Origin of the sequence: Vibrio sp. DW001 (genome assembly GCF_029016285.1) — a bacterium.
GTDB lineage: Bacteria > Pseudomonadota > Gammaproteobacteria > Enterobacterales > Vibrionaceae > Vibrio.
This window is the reverse complement of record NZ_CP091975.1, coordinates 1,022,868-1,041,914: the sequence shown is the minus strand read 5'-3', so window position 1 is coordinate 1,041,914 and position 19,047 is coordinate 1,022,868. Positions and strand designations below refer to the sequence as shown.

Here is a 19,047-nt window from a genome sequence, read left to right as displayed (position 1 = left end):
CGATGCCAAAAGTGACGGTTCTAGACATTTGATGTGGTTTATCTTCTTGCCCTTTCTCTATCGAATGATTTCGTAAATGAAACCCCAGAGCACAAAGCTAAATAAATAATTCGATGGTCAAGTTTTCATATATCAACTTGACCGTCATCGCCATACTCACAGAGATGAATACAGGACGAACAAGCTTAGTGCCATACGCAATGACAAACTTACTACCAATGACAGAGCCTACTATTTGCCCTGCTCCCATAATCAAACCCATCGTATAGTCTACATGCCCTAATGCAATAAAAAGTATCAGTGACGCCATGTTTCCAACAAGGTTTAGAGGTTTGGTTACCATTGTCGCTTGTTTAATGGTGTAACCCAGCAATATCACAAATGCCAGCATCCAGAATGACCCCGTTCCAGGACCAAAAAAACCATTATAAAAACCAATGAGCAGTCCATTTAATACCATAAAATTGGATATAGACAGCTTAGCTTCGGATGCATCCGTTGATTTAAGCTTACTTGACGTTATCGAGTAAATCGTGAGGCCCGCCATCATAAATGGCAACAATACCTGTAGCGATTCTTTATCAACAAGGCTCACGGCAATGGAACCTGCTATCGCACCTATCGAAGTAAACAGAATCCCTAATACTATTCCTTTCATTGGTAGCTGCTTACTGAAAATAAACACAAGTGACGTCGTCAATTCCCCGATGACAGCTTGAAGTTTATTCGTGCCTAATGCAACCATTGGAGGTAAGCCAAATAATAATAGACTAGGTATCGTGATAAGCCCACCACCACCCGCAATCGCATCAACGATACCTGCGACTACGGCGATGGCGAATAAAAATGAATAGACCCAATCAGCACTGTGTAACGTTAATAAATGTTCCATTTCACATCTCGTATGAGGTTTTGTATTGATATTTTACAACCGGACAAAATAAAGTTAAATTAATGGCTACTAACTTTATAGTTAAGGTTGAACTTAATGGTATCATCTCAAGATATTGAATTTTTCATTACCATTGCGGCTAGTCGCTCGTTAGCTGCCGCCGCTCGAAAAATGAATGTCACTCCACCAAGTGTCTCTCAACGGTTGCAAAATATTGAAGGTAAACTCGGTATTAAACTGGTAGAAAGAAATGCTCGCTCAATATCATTGACCAACGAAGGGGAAATCTTTGCTAGAAAAGGACAGCTGATCTTGTTGGAATTAGAAAACCTACAACAAGATATTTCGGACAAGAAGTTAGCCATTTCTGGTGATTTAAAGTTAGTTTCGCCCATTGGCTTTGGAGAGCGACACATTGGCCCAATCGCGGCGGAGTTTCAAAACCAATACCCGTTAACAAAAATTGAACTTAGCCTCTCTGATATCCCTAAATGGTCAGTGTACAATAGCCCTGATATCATGTTTTACATTGGTCAATTGGATGATTCTTCCCTTAAAAGAGTCGTTTTGGCCAAAAATAAAAGATTTTTACTGGCTTCTCCTCGTTATATCAAGTCCGCACCGCCATTAGAAACGCCTACAGACCTAGGGAATCATCGATGTATTGCGCTAAGAGAGAATAATGAAGATGCCATTATGTGGCGATTCACTGAAGCAATCACTGGTCACGTGAAAAATGTCAGAATCTCTCCTGTCTTATCAAGCAACGTCAGTCAAGTAACGAAGGATTGGTGCGTTGCTGGACAAGGGATAATTCAACGTTCTGAGTGGGATGTACAGCAAGAACTTGAGAACGGGAAACTGGTACAAGTCCTCCCTTCATACGAACTCGCTACCGCAGACATCGTCGCACTCTTATCTTCAGAGCGTTTTAACCGTTCAAGAAAAGTAACCGCTTTCCTTGATTTCATGCAAGAACGGTTACCTGACAGATTAGAATATTAGTTGCCCAACACGGACGGCTTTGTTGCTTGCATCCACTGCTGTTATCCCTTTAAATACCTAACCAGTTAACCCCCACTCTAAGGATTAAGCATGTATCTTGTATTATATTGCCACAACATCGGTATGACGGATTTTTCATTTTTTGAAACCGAAGATTTCGACAGAGAAGAGGGTTACATCGTTCGAGGTAAATGGCCGAACCCGCAAGCTTTTAGGGACTATCTAAAAACAGAATTTGGTGACATGGCGGAATTTCAAGTGCTCGATTTAATCACCAAAGGTCAAGAAGCAGAAAGCTACTCACAATCAGATTTAGTGCAGTTAGCTCAGTAACAAAACTAACCATTGATTACGTAAACTCAACGTTATAACGGCTATCAATGTTAGTTTTGTTTTTATCATTAATAGATTCGTGAGAGAATATCTACTATGAATGACACCGCCCTATATGCGAACAATATTACTCGTTGATTAAGCAAAATCCATTACCGAAAGGGTCTGAACAATGAGCAATAGAACCCCATTCACCGCTCTCTCCTCCCTCATGTGAGCCACCCAATTCTCGTATTTTTGAAACACGTTCGTTCACATTATTGCAAAGAAAATCTAAATGTACGGGAGTCCAATGACGTTCATAATCACGGACAACATTACTCGATACCAATGGCTTTGAACCGACTTGTTTTTCTTGCAGATATATCTCGGCATTTTCAACAGAAAGAACAACCATAATAGCGCCTTGATCACGAACCTTTTTACAACCAAGCGCTTCAACATAGAAAGCCTCTGCTTTCTTTAAATCTGATACATCAATGCTCACTGAAATCTTTATCATCATAAATACTCTAGCCATGGGTAGTACCAATAGGCTAGAGTATAACTGTACGTATGTACAGTTATTTGGATAGAATCAATTTAAGCAGCGCGTGTTGAAAGTCAACTAATGACGTATCCAATCTGACGAGCGCAGAGCATAAACTGTGGTCGTTGTTTATACGACAAACTGACTCACTAATGCACTTAAGTCCTGTGCTTTGGCGTTAAGTTCTCCGCTTGCTACTCTGTTCATATTCGCTACGTCTGCCGTTTCGCTACTGGTATCCGAGATAACGACAACCCTTTGAGATATCTCCTTTCCTACCTGACTCTGTTCTTCGGTAGCGGTTGCTATCAATGCGTTCATATCCATGATGGTCGCTATAGCGGTTAAAATTTCCTGTAACGCAGAACCCGCTTGCGTTGCTTGTTCAACCGTCAGTTCACTCTGACTGTTACTATTATTCATCGCGGAAACAGCCTCCGTTGTTGAAACTTTAAGCTCACCGATAACTTCACTAATCTCACGGGTACTCTGCTGAGTTCGGCTGGCTAACTGTCGAACCTCATCCGCCACAACTGCAAACCCTCTACCTTGTTCTCCCGCTCTTGCCGCTTCAATAGCTGCATTTAAGGCCAATAGGTTCGTCTGCTCTGCAATTTCCTCAATCACGTTAAGAGATGTAGAGATATTGACTACATTGCTTTCCAGTTTTCCCATAGAAATCGCGGCATCAGTAATGATTTTTGCTAGTGATTCAACCGATACAACGGCAGTATCAACCGTGGTCACCGCTTCTGTCGCTTTATCTTCTGCAATATGAGCGGCCTCAGCTGCATTAACGGCATTGCTTGAAATCTCTTGAGCGGTTGACGTCATCTCTGTCATCGCTGTGGCAACTTGTTCGGTCTCTTCTCGTTGCTGCATAGATAACGTATCGACTTTGTCTGCCCGGCTTCGCATGTTTGACGTTTCTTCGCCGATATCAGTACTTACGTGTGTAACATTTTTGATAATAGATTGGAGGTTGGATACAAATATATTGAAGTTATCACTTAATTTAGCGAATTCTGGAACCTTAAATTGATCCATACGGGCAGTTAAGTCACCTTTACCATTAGCAAAATCAGCGATCGATGAGTCAAATTGATAAAGAGGCTTAAGAATGGTTCTCGTCACAAAAAAAGCGAACATGGCTGAGACCAATATTGTTACTACACCGATTATTACTATTGTCGTGAAGCTCTCGGTAGTTTGCTTATTTGTCATGGCGCTCATATTGGAGACGGTTTCTTCTACATCATCCAAATAGAAACCCGTCCCTATGACGAGATCCCATTGAGGTTCATATACAGAGAAGCTCATCTTTTCCAAAGGTTCATTTTGTCCAGCTTTAGGAAAATAGTAAGACGTATATCCTTCACCGTTTTTTGCGTCGTTTATAATGTCCTGAATAAAGGAATTACCGTTGGAATCTTTGCTGTTCCAAAAAGAATCCCCTAGACCTTTAGAGCTACTGCCACTAAATACTCGAACCCCTTCGCTTGTATAACCAAAGAAGTAACCCGCTTGTCCATATTTGATTTTTGAAAGCTCTTTAACAACTTGCTCTACAGGAGCATCACTTTCTTTAAGAGGTATTAGAGCAGAATCGACAATCTCTATATATGCCTTCAGTTGATCTCTTTGCATTTCAAGCATCTGAGAACGAACCATTTTCATCTGGGAATTGCTCAGTTCCGTCATTTTCAGATAGGTTTCTAACATCATGCCCGCGGCAAGAAGTAGCAATGGTAGAATAGACAGCAGGTATAATCGCGTTTTAATAGATAGGGTCGGCATTGTAAGCTCCTTTAAAAGATTCAAGAAGCCAATCAGACGCATAGATTATTATTTTTATAGTTATTCTTATTGTTATTGTATTAATTTATATAGCACAAAAATCAACTACTTTCTACGAAGAAAGTTAACATGTGCGCAACCATTACTTCACGAAAAGCCTATAATCAGAAGACACAATCTCGTTATCCTTCCCATTTTCACACGCGCTATTGGGGGTAACAAAAGTTCAATATATCGAATATATGGTATGGTTTGTTTACTTCATACATTTGTTCCGTCTTGTTTGAACTACACGATACAAACTGACGGTTACCTAAAAGGTCATTCGATATGTTAATCACATTTAATTGTATAGCTTATGCCAACGTCACTATGTTTGGTGATGTTGGGTTACAAATGCTAAAGATGCTCGGCCATAGCGGCACGGTTCCGGGGGCCATACTGGCCGCAGACATTCCAGCGGCACTAACCCAGTTAAAAGCAGCTATTGACACTGAAAAAGCAACCGTCATTTCTAATGAAAACGAAGAAGAAAACGACACCATTGAAACACCTGTCAATTTAGCTAATCGAGCTTTCCCTTTAATTGAACTTTTGACAGCTGCTAACATAGAAAAATGCAACGTAATGTGGGATTACACAGACTCTACGTCGTAAAGAGACACAGTCGACTTATTTTACTGAGTCAAAAACAAAATACTCATACAGATAGAATAAGTGTCACGCCATTTGTAATGGTCGGCATTGTGCAAGGAAGGTTAACAGCGGTTTACCTCTAATATCTCACCACGTATTATTGAATTCACAATCAAGTGACAACCAGTGGCGTTGACTTAAAAAGCAAAACTGAACGGCTTGATTATTAATCATGAAATGGAGTTTTATATGATTAAAAAAATAGGCGTCCTAACAAGTGGCGGTGATGCACCAGGTATGAATGCAGCGATTCGTGCTGTGGTAAGGGAAGGACTACATCAAGGTTTAGACGTTTTTGGTGTCTCCGACGGTTACGCCGGTCTACATAAAAATCGAATTGTAAAACTTGATCGCCATTCGGTATCTGACGTAATCAATCGAGGCGGTACCTTTTTAGGCTCGGCTCGTTTTCCCGAGTTCAAAGAAGAACACGTCCGAGCGGAAGCAATTAAAAACTTAAAACGGCATGATATTGATGCTTTGGTGGTAATAGGTGGTGATGGTTCTTATCTTGGGGCAATGAGACTGACAGAAATGGGGTATCCATGTATCGGAATACCGGGGACGATCGACAATGATATACCTGGTACTACGTATACAATTGGTTACGACACGGCACTCAATACCGTCGTTGACGCCATTGATCGTCTAAGAGATACCTCGGCATCACATAAACGCATCTCTGTGGTTGAGATCATGGGTCGTTACTGTGGCGATCTAACATTGCGGGCGGCCGTCGCAGGGGGGGTAGAGTTTGTTGTCGTTCCAGAGAAAGGATTTGACGAAGCAGAATTAATATCACATATCCAAGCAGGCATTAATAAAGGCAAAAAACATGCGCTAGTTGCAATCTGTGAACATGTAACTGATGTAAACCTCCTTGCCAAAAACATTGAGGCTCAAACAGGACATGAGGCAAGAACAACGATACTTGGGCACATACAACGCGGTGGCAGGCCAACGGCACGAGACAGAATTATCGCCAGTCGTATGGGTTCGTATGCGATAAAACTTTTATTGGAAGGTCATGGTGGCCGTTGCATCGGTATGATGCATTCAGAAATGGTTCATCACGATATTATCGACTGCATTAGTAATATGAAACGCCCATTCAATCAAGAACTATTCGACCTTTCAAAATCTCTATTCTAGCTTTGTATTTGACCTATAAATAATAAGTCATCATGACAAAAAGCCAACAAACCGTAACCTGTTGGCTTTTCAAATTCTAAGACAATGCAGTATTAGTCGTTGTTGTTATCGCGGGAATCGAAATGATAATCAACATTCACGATAGCGCGGTAAGAGATTTCACCACGGGCTTCAGAGAATTCCTCAATAGTAACAATCGCGTCATCTAACTGAATATTCGACACTGAATGTTCACCAATGGGTGCTAATTTGAAATGTAACTCAGAATTAGTGGCTGTCTCTAACGCATCAACGTAATCAAAACCGGCTTCATACGCCGCCGCTTTAGATGCAAATCCAACTGTTGATACATTTGTTTCGCTATAAACCGTTTGAGTTCCTGCGAATGCCGTTGCGCTCATCAGTAATGTCGCAGCTAGAACCGTTAATTTTTTCATTTTATTTACCCTTAAAGTGTCTGTTAATAATGAGTGACGACTTGTTGGGGTAACCGCCCCTCTCACTCGATGATGCTATTATTCACTTTTTATATGTGATGTGCATCACATATAAATGCCATTCATTATGGGTAATTTAGCATCAATAGCGTGAAAGTATTATGAGAGATACATTTTGAATCGGAAGACTGGCGAGAACACAGACCTTAATCCTAAAGTGTGTCCCCCCGCTAGTTTGTTGCAATGTTATGCATTATTAACCATTTCTTCAGCAATGGCTCGGGCTGGTTTATGGCGAATGAAATAAGCTAAAGCAATGATAAAGGTCAAGCATTCCCCAATGGGCAGCGCGATGACAAATCGATTGTCGTCAAATAATACAAACAACAAGATCAACAGTGACGCAGGAAAAATAAGGCTACGGGACAATGAAACAATACCGGACTGGAATGGTAAGTGAATAGCAGTAAGGTAACCGGATATTGTCATGTTAGCACCGGCAAATATAAACACGGGCCAAACGTAATAAACGAATTCAATTGCCATTGCAACGGTCCCTTCGGTACCTCGATCATCTAGGAACATGTAGATGAGTGATTCGTTAAACAGCAACAAAATCAGAATTGTGAGTAAACTGACTACACTCGTCATAAAAAACGTAATCTTTAAGAATTCTTTTAGCCGCTGTGCATTTTGTGCCCCAAAATTTTGACTTATCATTACCTGCGCAGTATCAGCAATCGAGAAATAAACCATAAAACCAATCATCAGCAGATAGTTCAGTACCGTAATGGCGGCGACACCTTCAACCCCGGCGCGGGAGATCAGCATCAAGTTGAAAATAAAAGCGATAATTCCGCCGGAAATCTCATTAATAAACTCGGACAAACCGTTATAGGCGGCTTGAAAGACTTCCGACCAGTTCTTTTGCCACAAAGAGAAACGTAGCTTTCTCTTACGACTAAAAAAATACGTTAATAACGTTAATAGCGGCAATAGCTGTGACAACCCTGTGGCCCAAGCAGCGCCACTTAACCCCCAATTGAACACCGCTATAAATAGGTAATCTAGACCTACATTAAGTACCGCACCAATCACTAGAGCGGTAGCGGCAAGTGAGGGGAATCCATCAAGCCTGACGAAGAAGTACAGTACAATAGTCATCAATTGTGCCAGTAGAAAAGGCATAACAACGCGATAGTACTCGCTCATTAACGGGGCTAACGTTTCACCAGCACCAAGCAATCGAAACAGAAAAGGTTCAAGCACTAGGCCAATTGCGATAATAACAATCGCATAGAAAACGACAGCAATCAGGGTTTTACTAAATATCGCCGACGCGGCTGCCCTATTTTTTTCCCCAAGATATTTCCCTGCTCTTACCGAACCGCCAATGGACAACATTAAACCAACGCCAAATAGTACTGACAGTATCGGGATAATCAGATTGACAGCAGCTAGCGCTGGCACACCAACAAAATTACCGATAAAAATACCATCGACAAGAGAGGCGGAACTCATCGCTAACATGCCGACGATGGAGGGCAATAAATACTTTAAAAACGTAGTGAAAATGGGCCCATCGAGGGCACTGTTTTGTTGACTGGATACGGCTTCCATTAAGGACTCAAATTGACAATAAACGCTAACTTCAGGGTAACAAACATTAATAGCGAACACCAACGTTCACTCATTGGTCGGTTTTAGTCATGCGACCTATGTAACCTATCTGCAATTACAAACAATTAATGTTCTAAATATCGTAATTTATCGTTACTCGTATTTCACGTTTACTCGCGTGAAGTAAGGGCAAGTTTTAGCCCTAATAAAGCAAAACTACCTGCAAATATTCGTTGCACGATAGTACTTACCTTTTCGGAATGAATAATATAATTCCGAACACTTGTCGCCAAAATGCCATATATGACAAAAACTAAAAATGTCATGATCATAAAGGTCACTCCAAGCAACAGCATGTAATTAGTGGGACTGGGTACTTGGGCAGGAATAAATTGAGGTAAAAACGCAAGGAAAAAAATAGTCAGTTTAGGGTTGAGAATATTTATTAAAAAGCCTTTAAACGCGACAGCAACTAGGCTTTGTTTATCTTGACCCTCATTCAAAGTTAATGAGCCACTTGATCGCAGCATAGACCAAGATAAAAACAGGAGATACGCGACCCCTATGATTTTTATCACTTGAAAAGCTAATGCACTGGTATGGATGATAATCGCTAACCCCATGATACTTGCCATCAAAGACGGAACGATGCCTAGAGTGCATCCGAAAGCAGCAAAAACACTCGCTTTATTTCCTGAAAACAATCCAGTTGCAATGGTATAAAGAACCCCAGTTCCGGGAATCAAGACAACCACTAAAGAGGTAATTAGAAACTCAATACTTATCATAGGGCACTCTATTTAAATGTTCATATTGCAGCATTGAACTTACCGCTGCCTCATTATTTCTTTCAAACAACTATAGTCAGTCGTCAATAAGAACACAACTTGATCGCTATTCGTTCAAATTGTGTCTTATATGAATTGATGGAATGACGGCAACTTCATAGAATAAATATTGAACCATGATATTGTCTTTTCAACGTATTCTTCGACTCGAGGTCAACATGAGTGATAGAACCCGGCATAGGCTAGAAAAAGCCCTATTGTTTATCGAACAGAATTTAGAGGCAAAAATTTCCGCGGAGCAAATTGCACTACATGCAAACCTATCCAACTTTCATTTCCAACGAATGTTTAGTGCGTATCTAGGCGAGTCTGTTAGTCAGTACGTATTGCACCGCCGTTTAGAGCTAGCAGCGAGTAGCCTGTTGACCCAATCCGAATTCGGAATACTCGATATAGCTCTGAAATCGGGGTTTGAAACCCATAGTGCATTTTCTCGAGCATTCCGGCAGCATTTTGCAATCAGCCCAAGCGAATTTCGTACACAACCAAAACACGCCAAATTGGGCCCAGATGAATCACGACCTTTTTTGAATACCATTGCAGCAAAGAATTTAGCACCAAAGGTCGAGATCAAATCTTTACCTGATCTTTTCTATCATTACAAGACGACAAAAGGCACGGTAGACGGGACATTTCTCACGCAAGTACAACAAGATGTGGCTTGCGAATTTCAACGCCTAAGTCAAGAACCACTGCTCTACGGGGTGATTAGTGCGTTCCCTGCGAGCCCTCAAAGCCTTAACGACGATCATGTCCTCGTCTTATATGGGGCTCTTTTTCATGAACCGAGAACGCATTTACAGACGTCAGACTACCTTAAAATTGAATCAGGCTTGTGGGCCATATTTGAACATAAAGGGCATTATGATTACCTGTATCAAACATGGAATCATGCTTTTCGTGCTTGGTTATCAAATTCAACCTACGAGCTAAGAGATACACTGCCTTTTGAACTCTATTTAACCTCTCCGGCTGAAACGCCTCCAAAAGATTGGCTAACACATATCTATATACCGATAAAAACAGCAGAGATTGAACAGCGCGAATAGTCGAATACTGGTGCAATTAGGCATGGATATTAAACAAGGAGCTATCTATGCCTATTCATCAATTATCTGCCGTTCAAGCCTGTAAAAAACTAAAACAAGGCACTCAAACACCACAAAAAATCAAGACACATCTGTTAAACCGAATAACCCAATTAGATGAAGAACTTGGCGCTTTCATATACCAAGATCAGACGCAAGTATGTGAGAGCACTTCTTTCCTTGCAGGTTTACCCATCAGCTTCAAAGATCAGTTCCATATCAAAGACCTACCTTGCAGTTTCGGCCTCGATCAAGCAACGCAATGCGAAGTCACTGCACCCATTGCAGAAAAACTGTTTCAACAAGGTGCTAATTTGCTAGGGAAAACAAGCCTTCCTCCTTTAGCCATGGATTTTCAAACAAACAATAAGATTCGTGGTTTTTGCAAAAACCCTTGGAATCAAGAATATACCAGCGGCGGCAGCAGTGGCGGTGGATGCACTGCAATCGCATCAGGAATGAGCTTTGTTGATATCGGAACCGACCTCTCCGGTTCATTACGAATCCCAGCAAGCTTTTGTGGTGTCTATAGTTTGTTACCTAGTGAAGGTGCTCTGAGCAGTGTCGGGATACTGGTAAAGCCCGAATTATCCCTACCTCATTTTGCTCGTCCCGGGCCGATCGCTAGAGAGCCTCAAGATCTTGCTTTAATCTGGCAAGTACTGAAAGGTGAAGATAGACCAAATATTGCCGAGCACTTGAACTTGGCCTATTGGCATCAAGCAGACGACCTTCCGCTGGACACAGATATCAAGGATCGGATAGATCAAGCCGTAAGCCGCTGGCAGCAGGCTGGACATCAATGCGAGCACTCAAAACCTAAGCATTTCAGCTTCACGGAGTGTTGGCGAATTTTTGGAAACATCATGGGGTCTGAAACGTCTGCTCTCATGAATCCCTTTGTTCGATGGATCAGTCTATTGTCTGGAAAGGATAGTCGAAAACGATCACCTAACTTCCTTAATAATGTAATGCAAGGTTATCGCAGAAACCCGAGCGAATATTCTAATGCTCTGAAAAAGCGAGACGATGTCCTCCATGATTGCCAAGCGTTTTTCAAACAATTTGATGCTTGGATATTGCCTGTAACATGTTGCCTTGCGTTCAAACATATGCCACCGACTCTAGAGCGAGGGCCGAGTAGAGACTATAAAGCACCATTGATAGTCAATGGCTTAGCGGTAAACTACTTCGATGCGCTGACAGCCTATACCACTCCAATCAGCCTGATAGGTCATCCCGTCGTTACAATGCCGATAGGTTTAGACCGAAATGGGCTACCTATTGGCATTCAGCTTGTTGGTAAAATGAATGGCGAGGCCGAATTACTGTTGATTGCTGAAGAACTGTCTAAAGATATTAGGATGCCAAGCTGTCCTGCATTCGAAAATGACAATGGTAAATCAAGTTAAGTAGAGGTTACGCAACATGTGTACATGTTAAAATGACCAATAAGAATAAGGGTATATATGCAATACGATATCGACATAAAGTCTGAGCATCAATCGTTGTTTGTATTCACTAGAAAAATACTGATCGAACACTATCGGCTGGTCGAAACGAGAAAACAGCGCATAACCAGTTATTCAAATGCTAATGGTGGAATCTGTCATATGAGAACAACAAAGAATGGTGTTGATATAGGGTTTCTAAAAGGAGTGCACATGATAGACACGTATAAAATGCTAACAGGATCAGGGAAAGTAATGAGGGTTCTTTCTATGGATTCTCCAGATGTTGACAGCATGAGCTATTACCTTGACCAAGCTATTAAAATAAACTCACCATTACTCTAGCTTAAGGATATCTCCACTTTAGTCATCGTTAGGGGATAGAGAAATAAAACTCTGCCCCCTAGATTGCGAAAGTACGTTGTAACTATCGCTGGAATAATACTGTCCAACTCTAACCATATACGAATGTGATGTTAGTCGACGGATAGGTACTCTTCTTTAATGATCTTTCCATTCTTCCAAATTTGAATATGTTTACCTGTAAATTCATTTACTTGGGACTGGGCATTTGTCATTTTATAGTGGAAAGTAAGCTCTGCAGTATTCTCAGATACACACATTGATACGAGAGAAACGTCAAAGTGTTCAACGGATTCAATAAAGCCCTCTTGCTTGTCATAAGATTCTTTCATCGACGACGCGAAAACTGAGCCATTATTCAGCATAACGACGTTCTCATCATAATATTTTTCACATAATTCTAGTATAAGACCCGCCTGATTCATTCGTACAAAATCATCTATCAATTTTTGCATAACTCAACCTCCCATAGTAGAACACAACATTACGTATACCGCGTATATCCCCTCGACTCTTTTACTATATTAGACGCTCTTGCAACCAATCAGAAATATCGGAGATCTGCTCTGCACACACGTTATGTTGCATCACATATTGCTTATACCTTGGTTCAAAACCAATATTAACTAGTGCCTTTAGTGCTTGTTCACCCAATATAGGAGAAACAACCGGATCTAAGCTACCATGCATGATATTGATGTTAATTTGCTTATTGCTGTCATGTATTTGAATCGTGTCCTTAGTAGCAAAATAAGTCGACATAACTAATAACCCCGCTAATGGTTGGCTATAGGTTAATGTGGCTTGGTAAGCAACAGCCCCGCCCTGAGAAAACCCAGCGATGATAATACGGCTAGCGTCAATACCTCGCTCAATTTCTCGGTCGATTAACGCCTGAACGGCATTTGCTGAGATATCTAATTGCTGTGAATCTACCTTTCGATCAATACTCATATCCAGAATGTCATACCACGCAGGCATAATCATACCGCCGTTAATAGTCACGGGTATCGAAGGAGAATGAGGAAATACAAAACGAATCGCTAATTTCTTTGGGAGATTCAATTCCGCCACTATGGGTTCGAAATCGTGACCATCAGCCCCTAAACCATGCAACCAAATTACAGAAGCCGTTGCTTTAGTGTTTGGCTCCACTTCAACGCTCGACAAGTAGTTCATAAATAATATCTCGTATGTGTCCGTAGATAATGGGGGGTCATAGTGAAACCAAACAATACCATTGTTTCATCTTTCACGCAGAGTGAAAGTATCGTGGCAAAATAGTACCTATTTGCCTTATCACGACGGTAATACAGAATGGATCTCCATAATCTATGATTTATTGATTGTTGTGATTAAGGTTATTGTCCTGTGATAGAGACACTTTGGCTTGGAAATGAAACTTCCATAACTAAGCAATCTTCCTCACAAAGGAACGGCCCATGCACTTCACCAGGAGGGCGACTTGCAAAGTGTCCGGCTTCTAGCCATTGCTGAAAAGCAGCATCATAAAGCCGACCTGAAATAATATATATTTCCTCGGGGTATTCATGAGATTTACCACCAAATTCTTTTGTGTCTGCGCCAGCTTTAAAGCGGGTTAGCCGCGTATAATCACCTGTCGTCTCATCGTGAGCAAGGGTAAGTTGCTCCAACATTCCGGAGCTACCTTCTATAGACTCCCACCGATTGCTGTTTTCAGTGGCGAGCACGTTCCAATATGTTGCTGTACTTTTCGACACTGCGATCTCTCTTTATCACATAATATTTTGAATAATAGCATGTTCGTTAAATTGGCTTATGCTCTCTCTATTATTCTGTAGCTTCGTGTATCGTCTCTTTAGTATCATTCCAAATTGTAGATGAATCTTCTTTTACACCATCCCATGTATTCGAACATCCAATAAGGAAGAACGTAATTACAACAGCAATAAGTGATGCTTTCATTTTATTTACCTCAACGTTTGTATTGCTTTGTATCATACAAAAAAAGGAGAAAGTTGACATCCCTTTCTCCCTGTCAACATTCAGGCATGTATATCAAACTTCCAGACGAGATAGGTCATCAATTTGCCATGTTTGCGTGAAATGAGGGACTTATTTGTCACCGGATGCCAATAGTCTCGGTTTTAGACGTTTTCTTTCGTGTATCTTCGCATTGCCCGGCTCTACTCTTGGTTAAGGTACTTACCCATAGATTGAGACATGACCTCATCTCTCGTATCTCCAATAGAATTCCAAATCAATTCAGCCAAATCAGGCTCGAGTTGAACAAATTGGCTACTTAGCACTAAGTAATAGTCTTTTTTTATAATGGCGGGCATCACTTTCTCGACATTAGACCAACGTTTATTTTCGAGAAGCGTCTTAATCATGTTGTCTTGGATTGCAATGGCAGAAATTCGGTTATTGCACAACATATCTAACAATTGTGGCGTGGTTCTTACTTCATCCACCCTGATGTTTTTGGACTTCAATTCTTTAACAATTGAGAACCCTAAATGAGCCCCAACAACCTTATTATTCGAGTCAATCAGACTTGTTCCATCCCAATCAAATGGCTGGTCTTCTAGTTTATAAAAGTAATACTCTAAGGTCGCAATTCGTTTGCTGCTATCGGGAATATCGTCGACCATAGGGTAGCGAGCGTATAGCGCGCGCTGAGCGTTGTAGGAGAAAATAAAACCACCATCTACTTTTCCTTCTTTAATGTACTCCAATACCCTTTTGCCTGGCAGACGAACAAATTCAACCTTTATACCAAGATTATTAACAGACTGATTGATTACATCTAATGCCAAACCAGGAGGGTCGAAGACCTCATGACCATTACCTAATTGGAATGGATAGGACTCAATATATGAATAGGCGAGCCGAAGCGTAACAGGGGCTGCTAGACTATAAGAAACGTAAGCTAGGCTCAAAAAAATGCCGAGTAGCGAATGCGTTATTCTCATATACAATTCCTTCTATTCAACGACACATTCGCAGTCACATCGTTAAAGTTCCAGCAATAACATGCTGACATTATTTCATGCTAATTTTTCGTATTTATGACACGTAATAAACACCAATACATGCCCCATAATCAGTATTTTTATCATAGTCTCTTTTCAGCGTAATCACGACTAACTTAGCGTAAGTTTGCCTTTAAATATCTCTAAATTTGAGATGTGATTTTTTGGCATAAGCAATCAGCCAACTGATGCGATGCAATATTTCTTGATACTATTTTGCTGTCCAACTTACCCTTTTCTACCACTTGCACCCAATCGTCTATCATCGCCTCAAAACCTTTACTGGTTAACATTGGTGTCCAATCTTTGAGAGTAAGTTTCGTTTGCGTGTTTTCTTGCCATACACAGCCTTGATAGAAAGAATCAAATCTATACGATTTCCCTGCATAGTTTGCCGTCACTATTTCGTTCGTCGTTCCGTGTTGCCTGTTCATTGATGCATGCAGCAATATTCCATTTTGCTGCCACTGAATATCCAGTCGGGCCAATAAACCATCCTGAGATTGATAAGTCACATAAGCATCAAAAAGATCAGCTTTTGCATTCAAATTAATACTATCTAAAGGGTGAATAAAATCATCAAATATAAAGTCCCTTATATTCCCTAACTGATTATATCGATTTTTTTCCCAACGTAGTGACGATAATTGTTCATGATTAGAATTATGCTGTATGCCATTTAAATGCTGATTATAGAGGGGGATATGGCGCCGATTAAATCCAATGTAGAGAGGTTGAGCTTTTTGCTCCGCAATATCATAAAGTTTCTCACACTGCTCAACACTATTGGCCAATGGCTTGTCGACAAAGGTAGCAACACCTTGCTTTAAAAAAAATTGCGCTATCTCTGGATGAACGACCGTTGAAGCGTGAATCATCACAGCGTCAACGTTAAATCGAATCAATTCTTTATAATCTGTGCAATACTCAGTGACTCGATATTTACTCGCTAAAGAAGACAATACCTTCGAGTTTCTTGTACAAAACACCAGTTCAATACTAGGCTTTTGCGCCAAAACTGGCAGATATGCTTTTTGTGCAATATCACCCATTCCAATTATGCCAATCTTCATCTTAATACATCCATTTTTACCATCAATTAAAGCTAGTATGTATTGATGTTCTTAATAGGTAAAGCAATAGCAATACCATCTATTTTTAATCTTCAGATAGCACAAAGCTCACCCAACCAATTTAATTTGTCGGACCATTGTTGATATAGGTAAGTGATTCATTCACATCAAAAATTATCCCCCTAATTTTCGTGACACCCATCTTCTCTAAACGAGCCGAATGCATTTCCATATAATTTTTGGCAAGTGTTTCATTTTCAAAAAGGTAAATACCACCACCTAATTGACTTTTCTCACTCTCAGTCCAGATCTTCCAAATCATTCCTGACTCTTGGTTGATAGACTCTGCTAAATCTACCATCGCTTTCGACATGTCTTCTGCAAAAGGGCCATTGTAGCTAAAATCTACTTGTAGCAATTTACGCATAGTAATTCTCCAATTTGTTCAATAAACATTCTCAAAATAGCCAGCATATTGATGACGACTACTCATTTACTGTTGACAATATATCTTTATTATTTCTACATAAAAGTTCATAATTTCGCTACAAACTGTAGGCAAATTAGACCAATGAGACTTAAGACAACACTAGAACAATGGGCGACACTGCAAGCAGTCGATCGCGCAGGGAGTATCCAGTCAGCTGCAAATGACCTGAATAAAAGTCATACAACCTTGATTTATGCGATACGAAAGTTAGAAGAGCGACTCGGTTTAACATTAGTAGAAGTTAAAGGTCGAAGAGCTGTATTAACGAATGAGGGGAAATCCATTCTGAGGCGAGCGAACTCTATGCTCGAACAAGCCCAGCAACTAGAAGTAATAAGTCAACAATTGTCTAAAGGGGTTGAAACTGAAATTACAATTGCGATTGACCACCTATGCAATAGACAATGGATATTTCCTTCACTTCGAGAGTTCTACAGCCAAAACGGCGCTACCTCTGTTCAGTTAATCGAAACGTCTCTGTCCAGTACCACAGAAACGGTACTTGCCAAAAAAGCGGATATAGCAATCATCAATATCCCTATTACCAATTTCCCTGCAGAAGTGTTTGGTACAACCATAATGGTTCCTGTGGTGGCAAGTAATCACTCATTAGCAAATAAAAAAACATTATGCTTGTCGGATCTAAAGACAGAAACTCAAGTAGTAATAAGAGATCTTGGAGAAGTGTCAGATGAAAAAAGTCGTGAAGTTGGCTGGTTAAAATCTCAACAAAGATTAACAGTAGACAATTTTGACCATGCCCTACAGGCTGTCTTAGATGGCGTTGGATTTTGCCGTCTCCCTCAACATATCGTTGATACGCTAGATGCCAATAAAATCGTCACCTTATCCCTCGAAAATGCCAACCGTTACCAAGTTCCTACCCATATTACTTTACCCAAAGGTGAAGAATCAGGCCCTGCTGCACGTGCATTATATGAACTGCTATTATCTAGCGCGAATCGTAGGTTGGGCTATTCTCCAACATGTTAATCACGAGTACCGTGACAGTCATCCTTTGTTAGATTCTAAACTTAGAAACCACGCAGGTCTAACTCCACAACGTCTCCCAACCAGTATGCATTGATTGTATGGTCAGCTAAGGCATCACCTGTTGAACCATGGACAAGAACGCTTAAGTTGCCGCGGTGATTATCTAACCAAGGTATAACGGCGTCAAAATCTTCATTACTAAATAGAATTTGGCAACTCCATTTCGTATGAGGACCCACAGGCTTTTGATGGACTCGACCAACATGTAAGCCAAACCTTTTTCCTGTTGTAGCACATAACTCAGATGCAAAATGCAATGTATCTTTGTCAAAATATACATGTGAATGATATTGCTGATGAACATTGATGGGTCTTTTTAGGTTATCCATATCGCTTGCACCTAACTTTACATGTTGAGTGAAGCCTAATACCCGATTAATCAGACAAAGGGATTATGCTAGGCCGTTTAAGAGAGAGCAAAAAACTGCCGTCCTTTGCCTATTTTACCTAACCTAATGAGTGAGCACTTTTATCCCGGAGGGTCTTTGTTGCATTCGTATAATATAGTTTTTTAGCTTTGGCACTGATTGAAATAAATGGTCTTTAATCGGCATGGTATAAAGATAATCTAGCATTGGCGTTAGTAAGGCGTCAGCCATACTATAGTGTTCCCCACAAATAAAATCACATTCTGTCAGAAGTGGTTCTAGATCTTTTAAAGCCTGAATTACTCTAGGTTCGACTTCGGCTATTACTTCTCTTCTTATCGTACCGTCTTTTCCTTTAGGGAAAGCAAACTCCAAAAGGTAATCTCTGATTAAGATTTTATCTACATATATGGCAATAGCCGTGCTCCATTGATCAACCAATATTTTTTTCGTCGTATCTTTGGGCTGAAGTTCTGTTCCTTCAAATTCGGTGTCTAAGTATCGGCAAATGCTAGGCGTTTCAAATACTCTATTTTTTCCATGAATTAGAACCGGAAACTTACCAAATGGGTGTAAAGCAAAATGTGCTTCACTTTTGAGTTCTATACTTATACCTGCTGACGACAAGCCAACGCTATACTCAATTCCTTTCTCTTCACAACACAGCATTACCGTACGAACAAAAGTGCTAAATTGTGGACCAAAGATATGAAGACTGTTTTCCATTGTATTTCTCTCCTGAATGAAAGTAATCTCATCATATTTCGCATCACAATATGTTCAAGAACATATTTCATGTTTGTGGCAAACTGTTGTTTTTCTATGAGACACACAA

Annotated in this window: 22 protein-coding genes; 8 read left to right on the top strand and 14 right to left on the bottom strand. The window is 40.5% G+C overall.

Going from position 1 to position 19,047, the window contains the following annotated elements:
• Positions 1-97 precede the first annotated feature (97 nt).
• On the bottom strand, positions 98-892 hold the full coding sequence (locus L3V77_RS05030) for a TSUP family transporter (protein WP_275136013.1): 795 nt from the start codon (positions 890-892) through the stop codon (positions 98-100).
• A gap of 96 nt (positions 893-988) precedes the next feature.
• Between L3V77_RS05030 and L3V77_RS05025 the strand changes: the two genes are divergently transcribed.
• Positions 989-1,897 carry a LysR substrate-binding domain-containing protein gene (locus L3V77_RS05025; RefSeq protein ID WP_275136012.1) on the top strand — a complete coding sequence of 303 codons (909 nt, stop codon included), beginning with the start codon at positions 989-991 and terminating at the stop codon, positions 1,895-1,897.
• A gap of 90 nt (positions 1,898-1,987) precedes the next feature.
• Positions 1,988-2,230 (top strand): hypothetical protein, encoded by a 243-nt coding sequence (locus tag L3V77_RS05020; RefSeq protein WP_275136011.1) that lies wholly within the window; start codon positions 1,988-1,990, stop codon positions 2,228-2,230.
• 127 nt (positions 2,231-2,357) lie between these two features.
• Here L3V77_RS05020 and L3V77_RS05015 read toward each other — a convergent pair whose 3' ends face one another.
• Positions 2,358-2,750: a VOC family protein gene (locus L3V77_RS05015; protein WP_275136010.1), complete on the bottom strand. Its 393-nt coding sequence runs from the start codon at positions 2,748-2,750 to the stop codon at positions 2,358-2,360.
• A gap of 138 nt (positions 2,751-2,888) precedes the next feature.
• Positions 2,889-4,556, bottom strand: a complete 1,668-nt coding sequence (locus L3V77_RS05010) for a methyl-accepting chemotaxis protein (protein WP_275136009.1) — start codon at positions 4,554-4,556, stop codon at positions 2,889-2,891.
• A 330-nt stretch (positions 4,557-4,886) separates the two neighbouring features.
• Here L3V77_RS05010 and L3V77_RS05005 point away from each other — a divergent pair, with 330 nt between their 5' ends.
• Both L3V77_RS05005 and pfkA read left to right on the top strand, forming a co-directional pair.
• Positions 4,887-5,213: a DUF1840 domain-containing protein gene (locus tag L3V77_RS05005; protein ID WP_275136008.1), complete on the top strand. Its 327-nt coding sequence runs from the start codon at positions 4,887-4,889 to the stop codon at positions 5,211-5,213.
• A gap of 228 nt (positions 5,214-5,441) precedes the next feature.
• Positions 5,442-6,404, top strand: coding sequence for a 6-phosphofructokinase (gene pfkA / locus L3V77_RS05000; RefSeq protein ID WP_275136007.1), 963 nt, complete (start codon positions 5,442-5,444; stop codon positions 6,402-6,404).
• A 92-nt stretch (positions 6,405-6,496) separates the two neighbouring features.
• On the opposite strand, the gene L3V77_RS04995 is transcribed toward pfkA, so the two are convergent.
• The 3 genes from L3V77_RS04995 to L3V77_RS04985 form a co-directional block, all read right to left on the bottom strand.
• Positions 6,497-6,841, bottom strand: coding sequence for a DUF3316 domain-containing protein (locus L3V77_RS04995; RefSeq protein WP_275136006.1), 345 nt, complete (start codon positions 6,839-6,841; stop codon positions 6,497-6,499).
• A gap of 246 nt (positions 6,842-7,087) precedes the next feature.
• Entirely contained in the window at positions 7,088-8,461 is a 1,374-nt protein-coding gene (locus L3V77_RS04990) for an MATE family efflux transporter (RefSeq protein ID WP_275136005.1), read from the bottom strand.
• A gap of 170 nt (positions 8,462-8,631) precedes the next feature.
• Complete coding sequence (locus L3V77_RS04985; RefSeq protein WP_275136004.1) at positions 8,632-9,249, bottom strand: LysE family translocator; 618 nt, start codon at positions 9,247-9,249, stop codon at positions 8,632-8,634.
• Positions 9,250-9,467: 218 nt separating this feature from the next.
• On the opposite strand from L3V77_RS04985, the gene L3V77_RS04980 reads away from it, so the two are divergent.
• Genes L3V77_RS04980 through L3V77_RS04970 form a run of 3 tightly spaced genes read left to right on the top strand, consistent with a single transcriptional unit; the run spans position 9,468 to position 12,193 of the window.
• Complete coding sequence (locus L3V77_RS04980) at positions 9,468-10,358, top strand: helix-turn-helix domain-containing protein (protein WP_275136003.1); 891 nt, start codon at positions 9,468-9,470, stop codon at positions 10,356-10,358.
• A 47-nt stretch (positions 10,359-10,405) separates the two neighbouring features.
• Positions 10,406-11,809, top strand: coding sequence for an amidase (locus L3V77_RS04975; protein WP_275136002.1), 1,404 nt, complete (start codon positions 10,406-10,408; stop codon positions 11,807-11,809).
• Positions 11,810-11,866: 57 nt separating this feature from the next.
• Entirely contained in the window at positions 11,867-12,193 is a 327-nt protein-coding gene (locus L3V77_RS04970) for a hypothetical protein (RefSeq protein WP_275136001.1), read from the top strand.
• A 131-nt stretch (positions 12,194-12,324) separates the two neighbouring features.
• On the opposite strand, the gene L3V77_RS04965 is transcribed toward L3V77_RS04970, so the two are convergent.
• The 6 genes from L3V77_RS04965 to L3V77_RS04940 form a co-directional block, all read right to left on the bottom strand.
• Entirely contained in the window at positions 12,325-12,666 is a 342-nt protein-coding gene (locus L3V77_RS04965) for a hypothetical protein (RefSeq protein ID WP_275136000.1), read from the bottom strand.
• A 64-nt stretch (positions 12,667-12,730) separates the two neighbouring features.
• Complete coding sequence (locus L3V77_RS04960; RefSeq protein WP_275135999.1) at positions 12,731-13,390, bottom strand: carboxylesterase; 660 nt, start codon at positions 13,388-13,390, stop codon at positions 12,731-12,733.
• 182 nt (positions 13,391-13,572) lie between these two features.
• Entirely contained in the window at positions 13,573-13,953 is a 381-nt protein-coding gene (locus L3V77_RS04955; protein ID WP_275135998.1) for a cupin domain-containing protein, read from the bottom strand.
• A gap of 426 nt (positions 13,954-14,379) precedes the next feature.
• The gene (locus L3V77_RS04950; protein WP_275135997.1) at positions 14,380-15,168 is read right to left on the bottom strand and encodes a transporter substrate-binding domain-containing protein; all 789 of its coding nucleotides are present in this window, start codon (positions 15,166-15,168) and stop codon (positions 14,380-14,382) included.
• 203 nt (positions 15,169-15,371) lie between these two features.
• Entirely contained in the window at positions 15,372-16,301 is a 930-nt protein-coding gene (locus L3V77_RS04945; RefSeq protein WP_275135996.1) for a Gfo/Idh/MocA family oxidoreductase, read from the bottom strand.
• A 121-nt stretch (positions 16,302-16,422) separates the two neighbouring features.
• On the bottom strand, positions 16,423-16,728 hold the full coding sequence (locus tag L3V77_RS04940) for a monooxygenase (RefSeq protein ID WP_275135995.1): 306 nt from the start codon (positions 16,726-16,728) through the stop codon (positions 16,423-16,425).
• 144 nt (positions 16,729-16,872) lie between these two features.
• Here L3V77_RS04940 and L3V77_RS04935 point away from each other — a divergent pair, with 144 nt between their 5' ends.
• Positions 16,873-17,784 (top strand): LysR family transcriptional regulator, encoded by a 912-nt coding sequence (locus tag L3V77_RS04935; RefSeq protein ID WP_275135994.1) that lies wholly within the window; start codon positions 16,873-16,875, stop codon positions 17,782-17,784.
• Positions 17,785-17,825: 41 nt separating this feature from the next.
• Here L3V77_RS04935 and L3V77_RS04930 read toward each other — a convergent pair whose 3' ends face one another.
• Entirely contained in the window at positions 17,826-18,173 is a 348-nt protein-coding gene (locus tag L3V77_RS04930) for a DOPA 4,5-dioxygenase family protein (RefSeq protein WP_275135993.1), read from the bottom strand.
• A 123-nt stretch (positions 18,174-18,296) separates the two neighbouring features.
• Positions 18,297-18,938, bottom strand: coding sequence for a glutathione S-transferase family protein (locus L3V77_RS04925; protein ID WP_275135992.1), 642 nt, complete (start codon positions 18,936-18,938; stop codon positions 18,297-18,299).
• Positions 18,939-19,047: the final 109 nt, after the last annotated feature.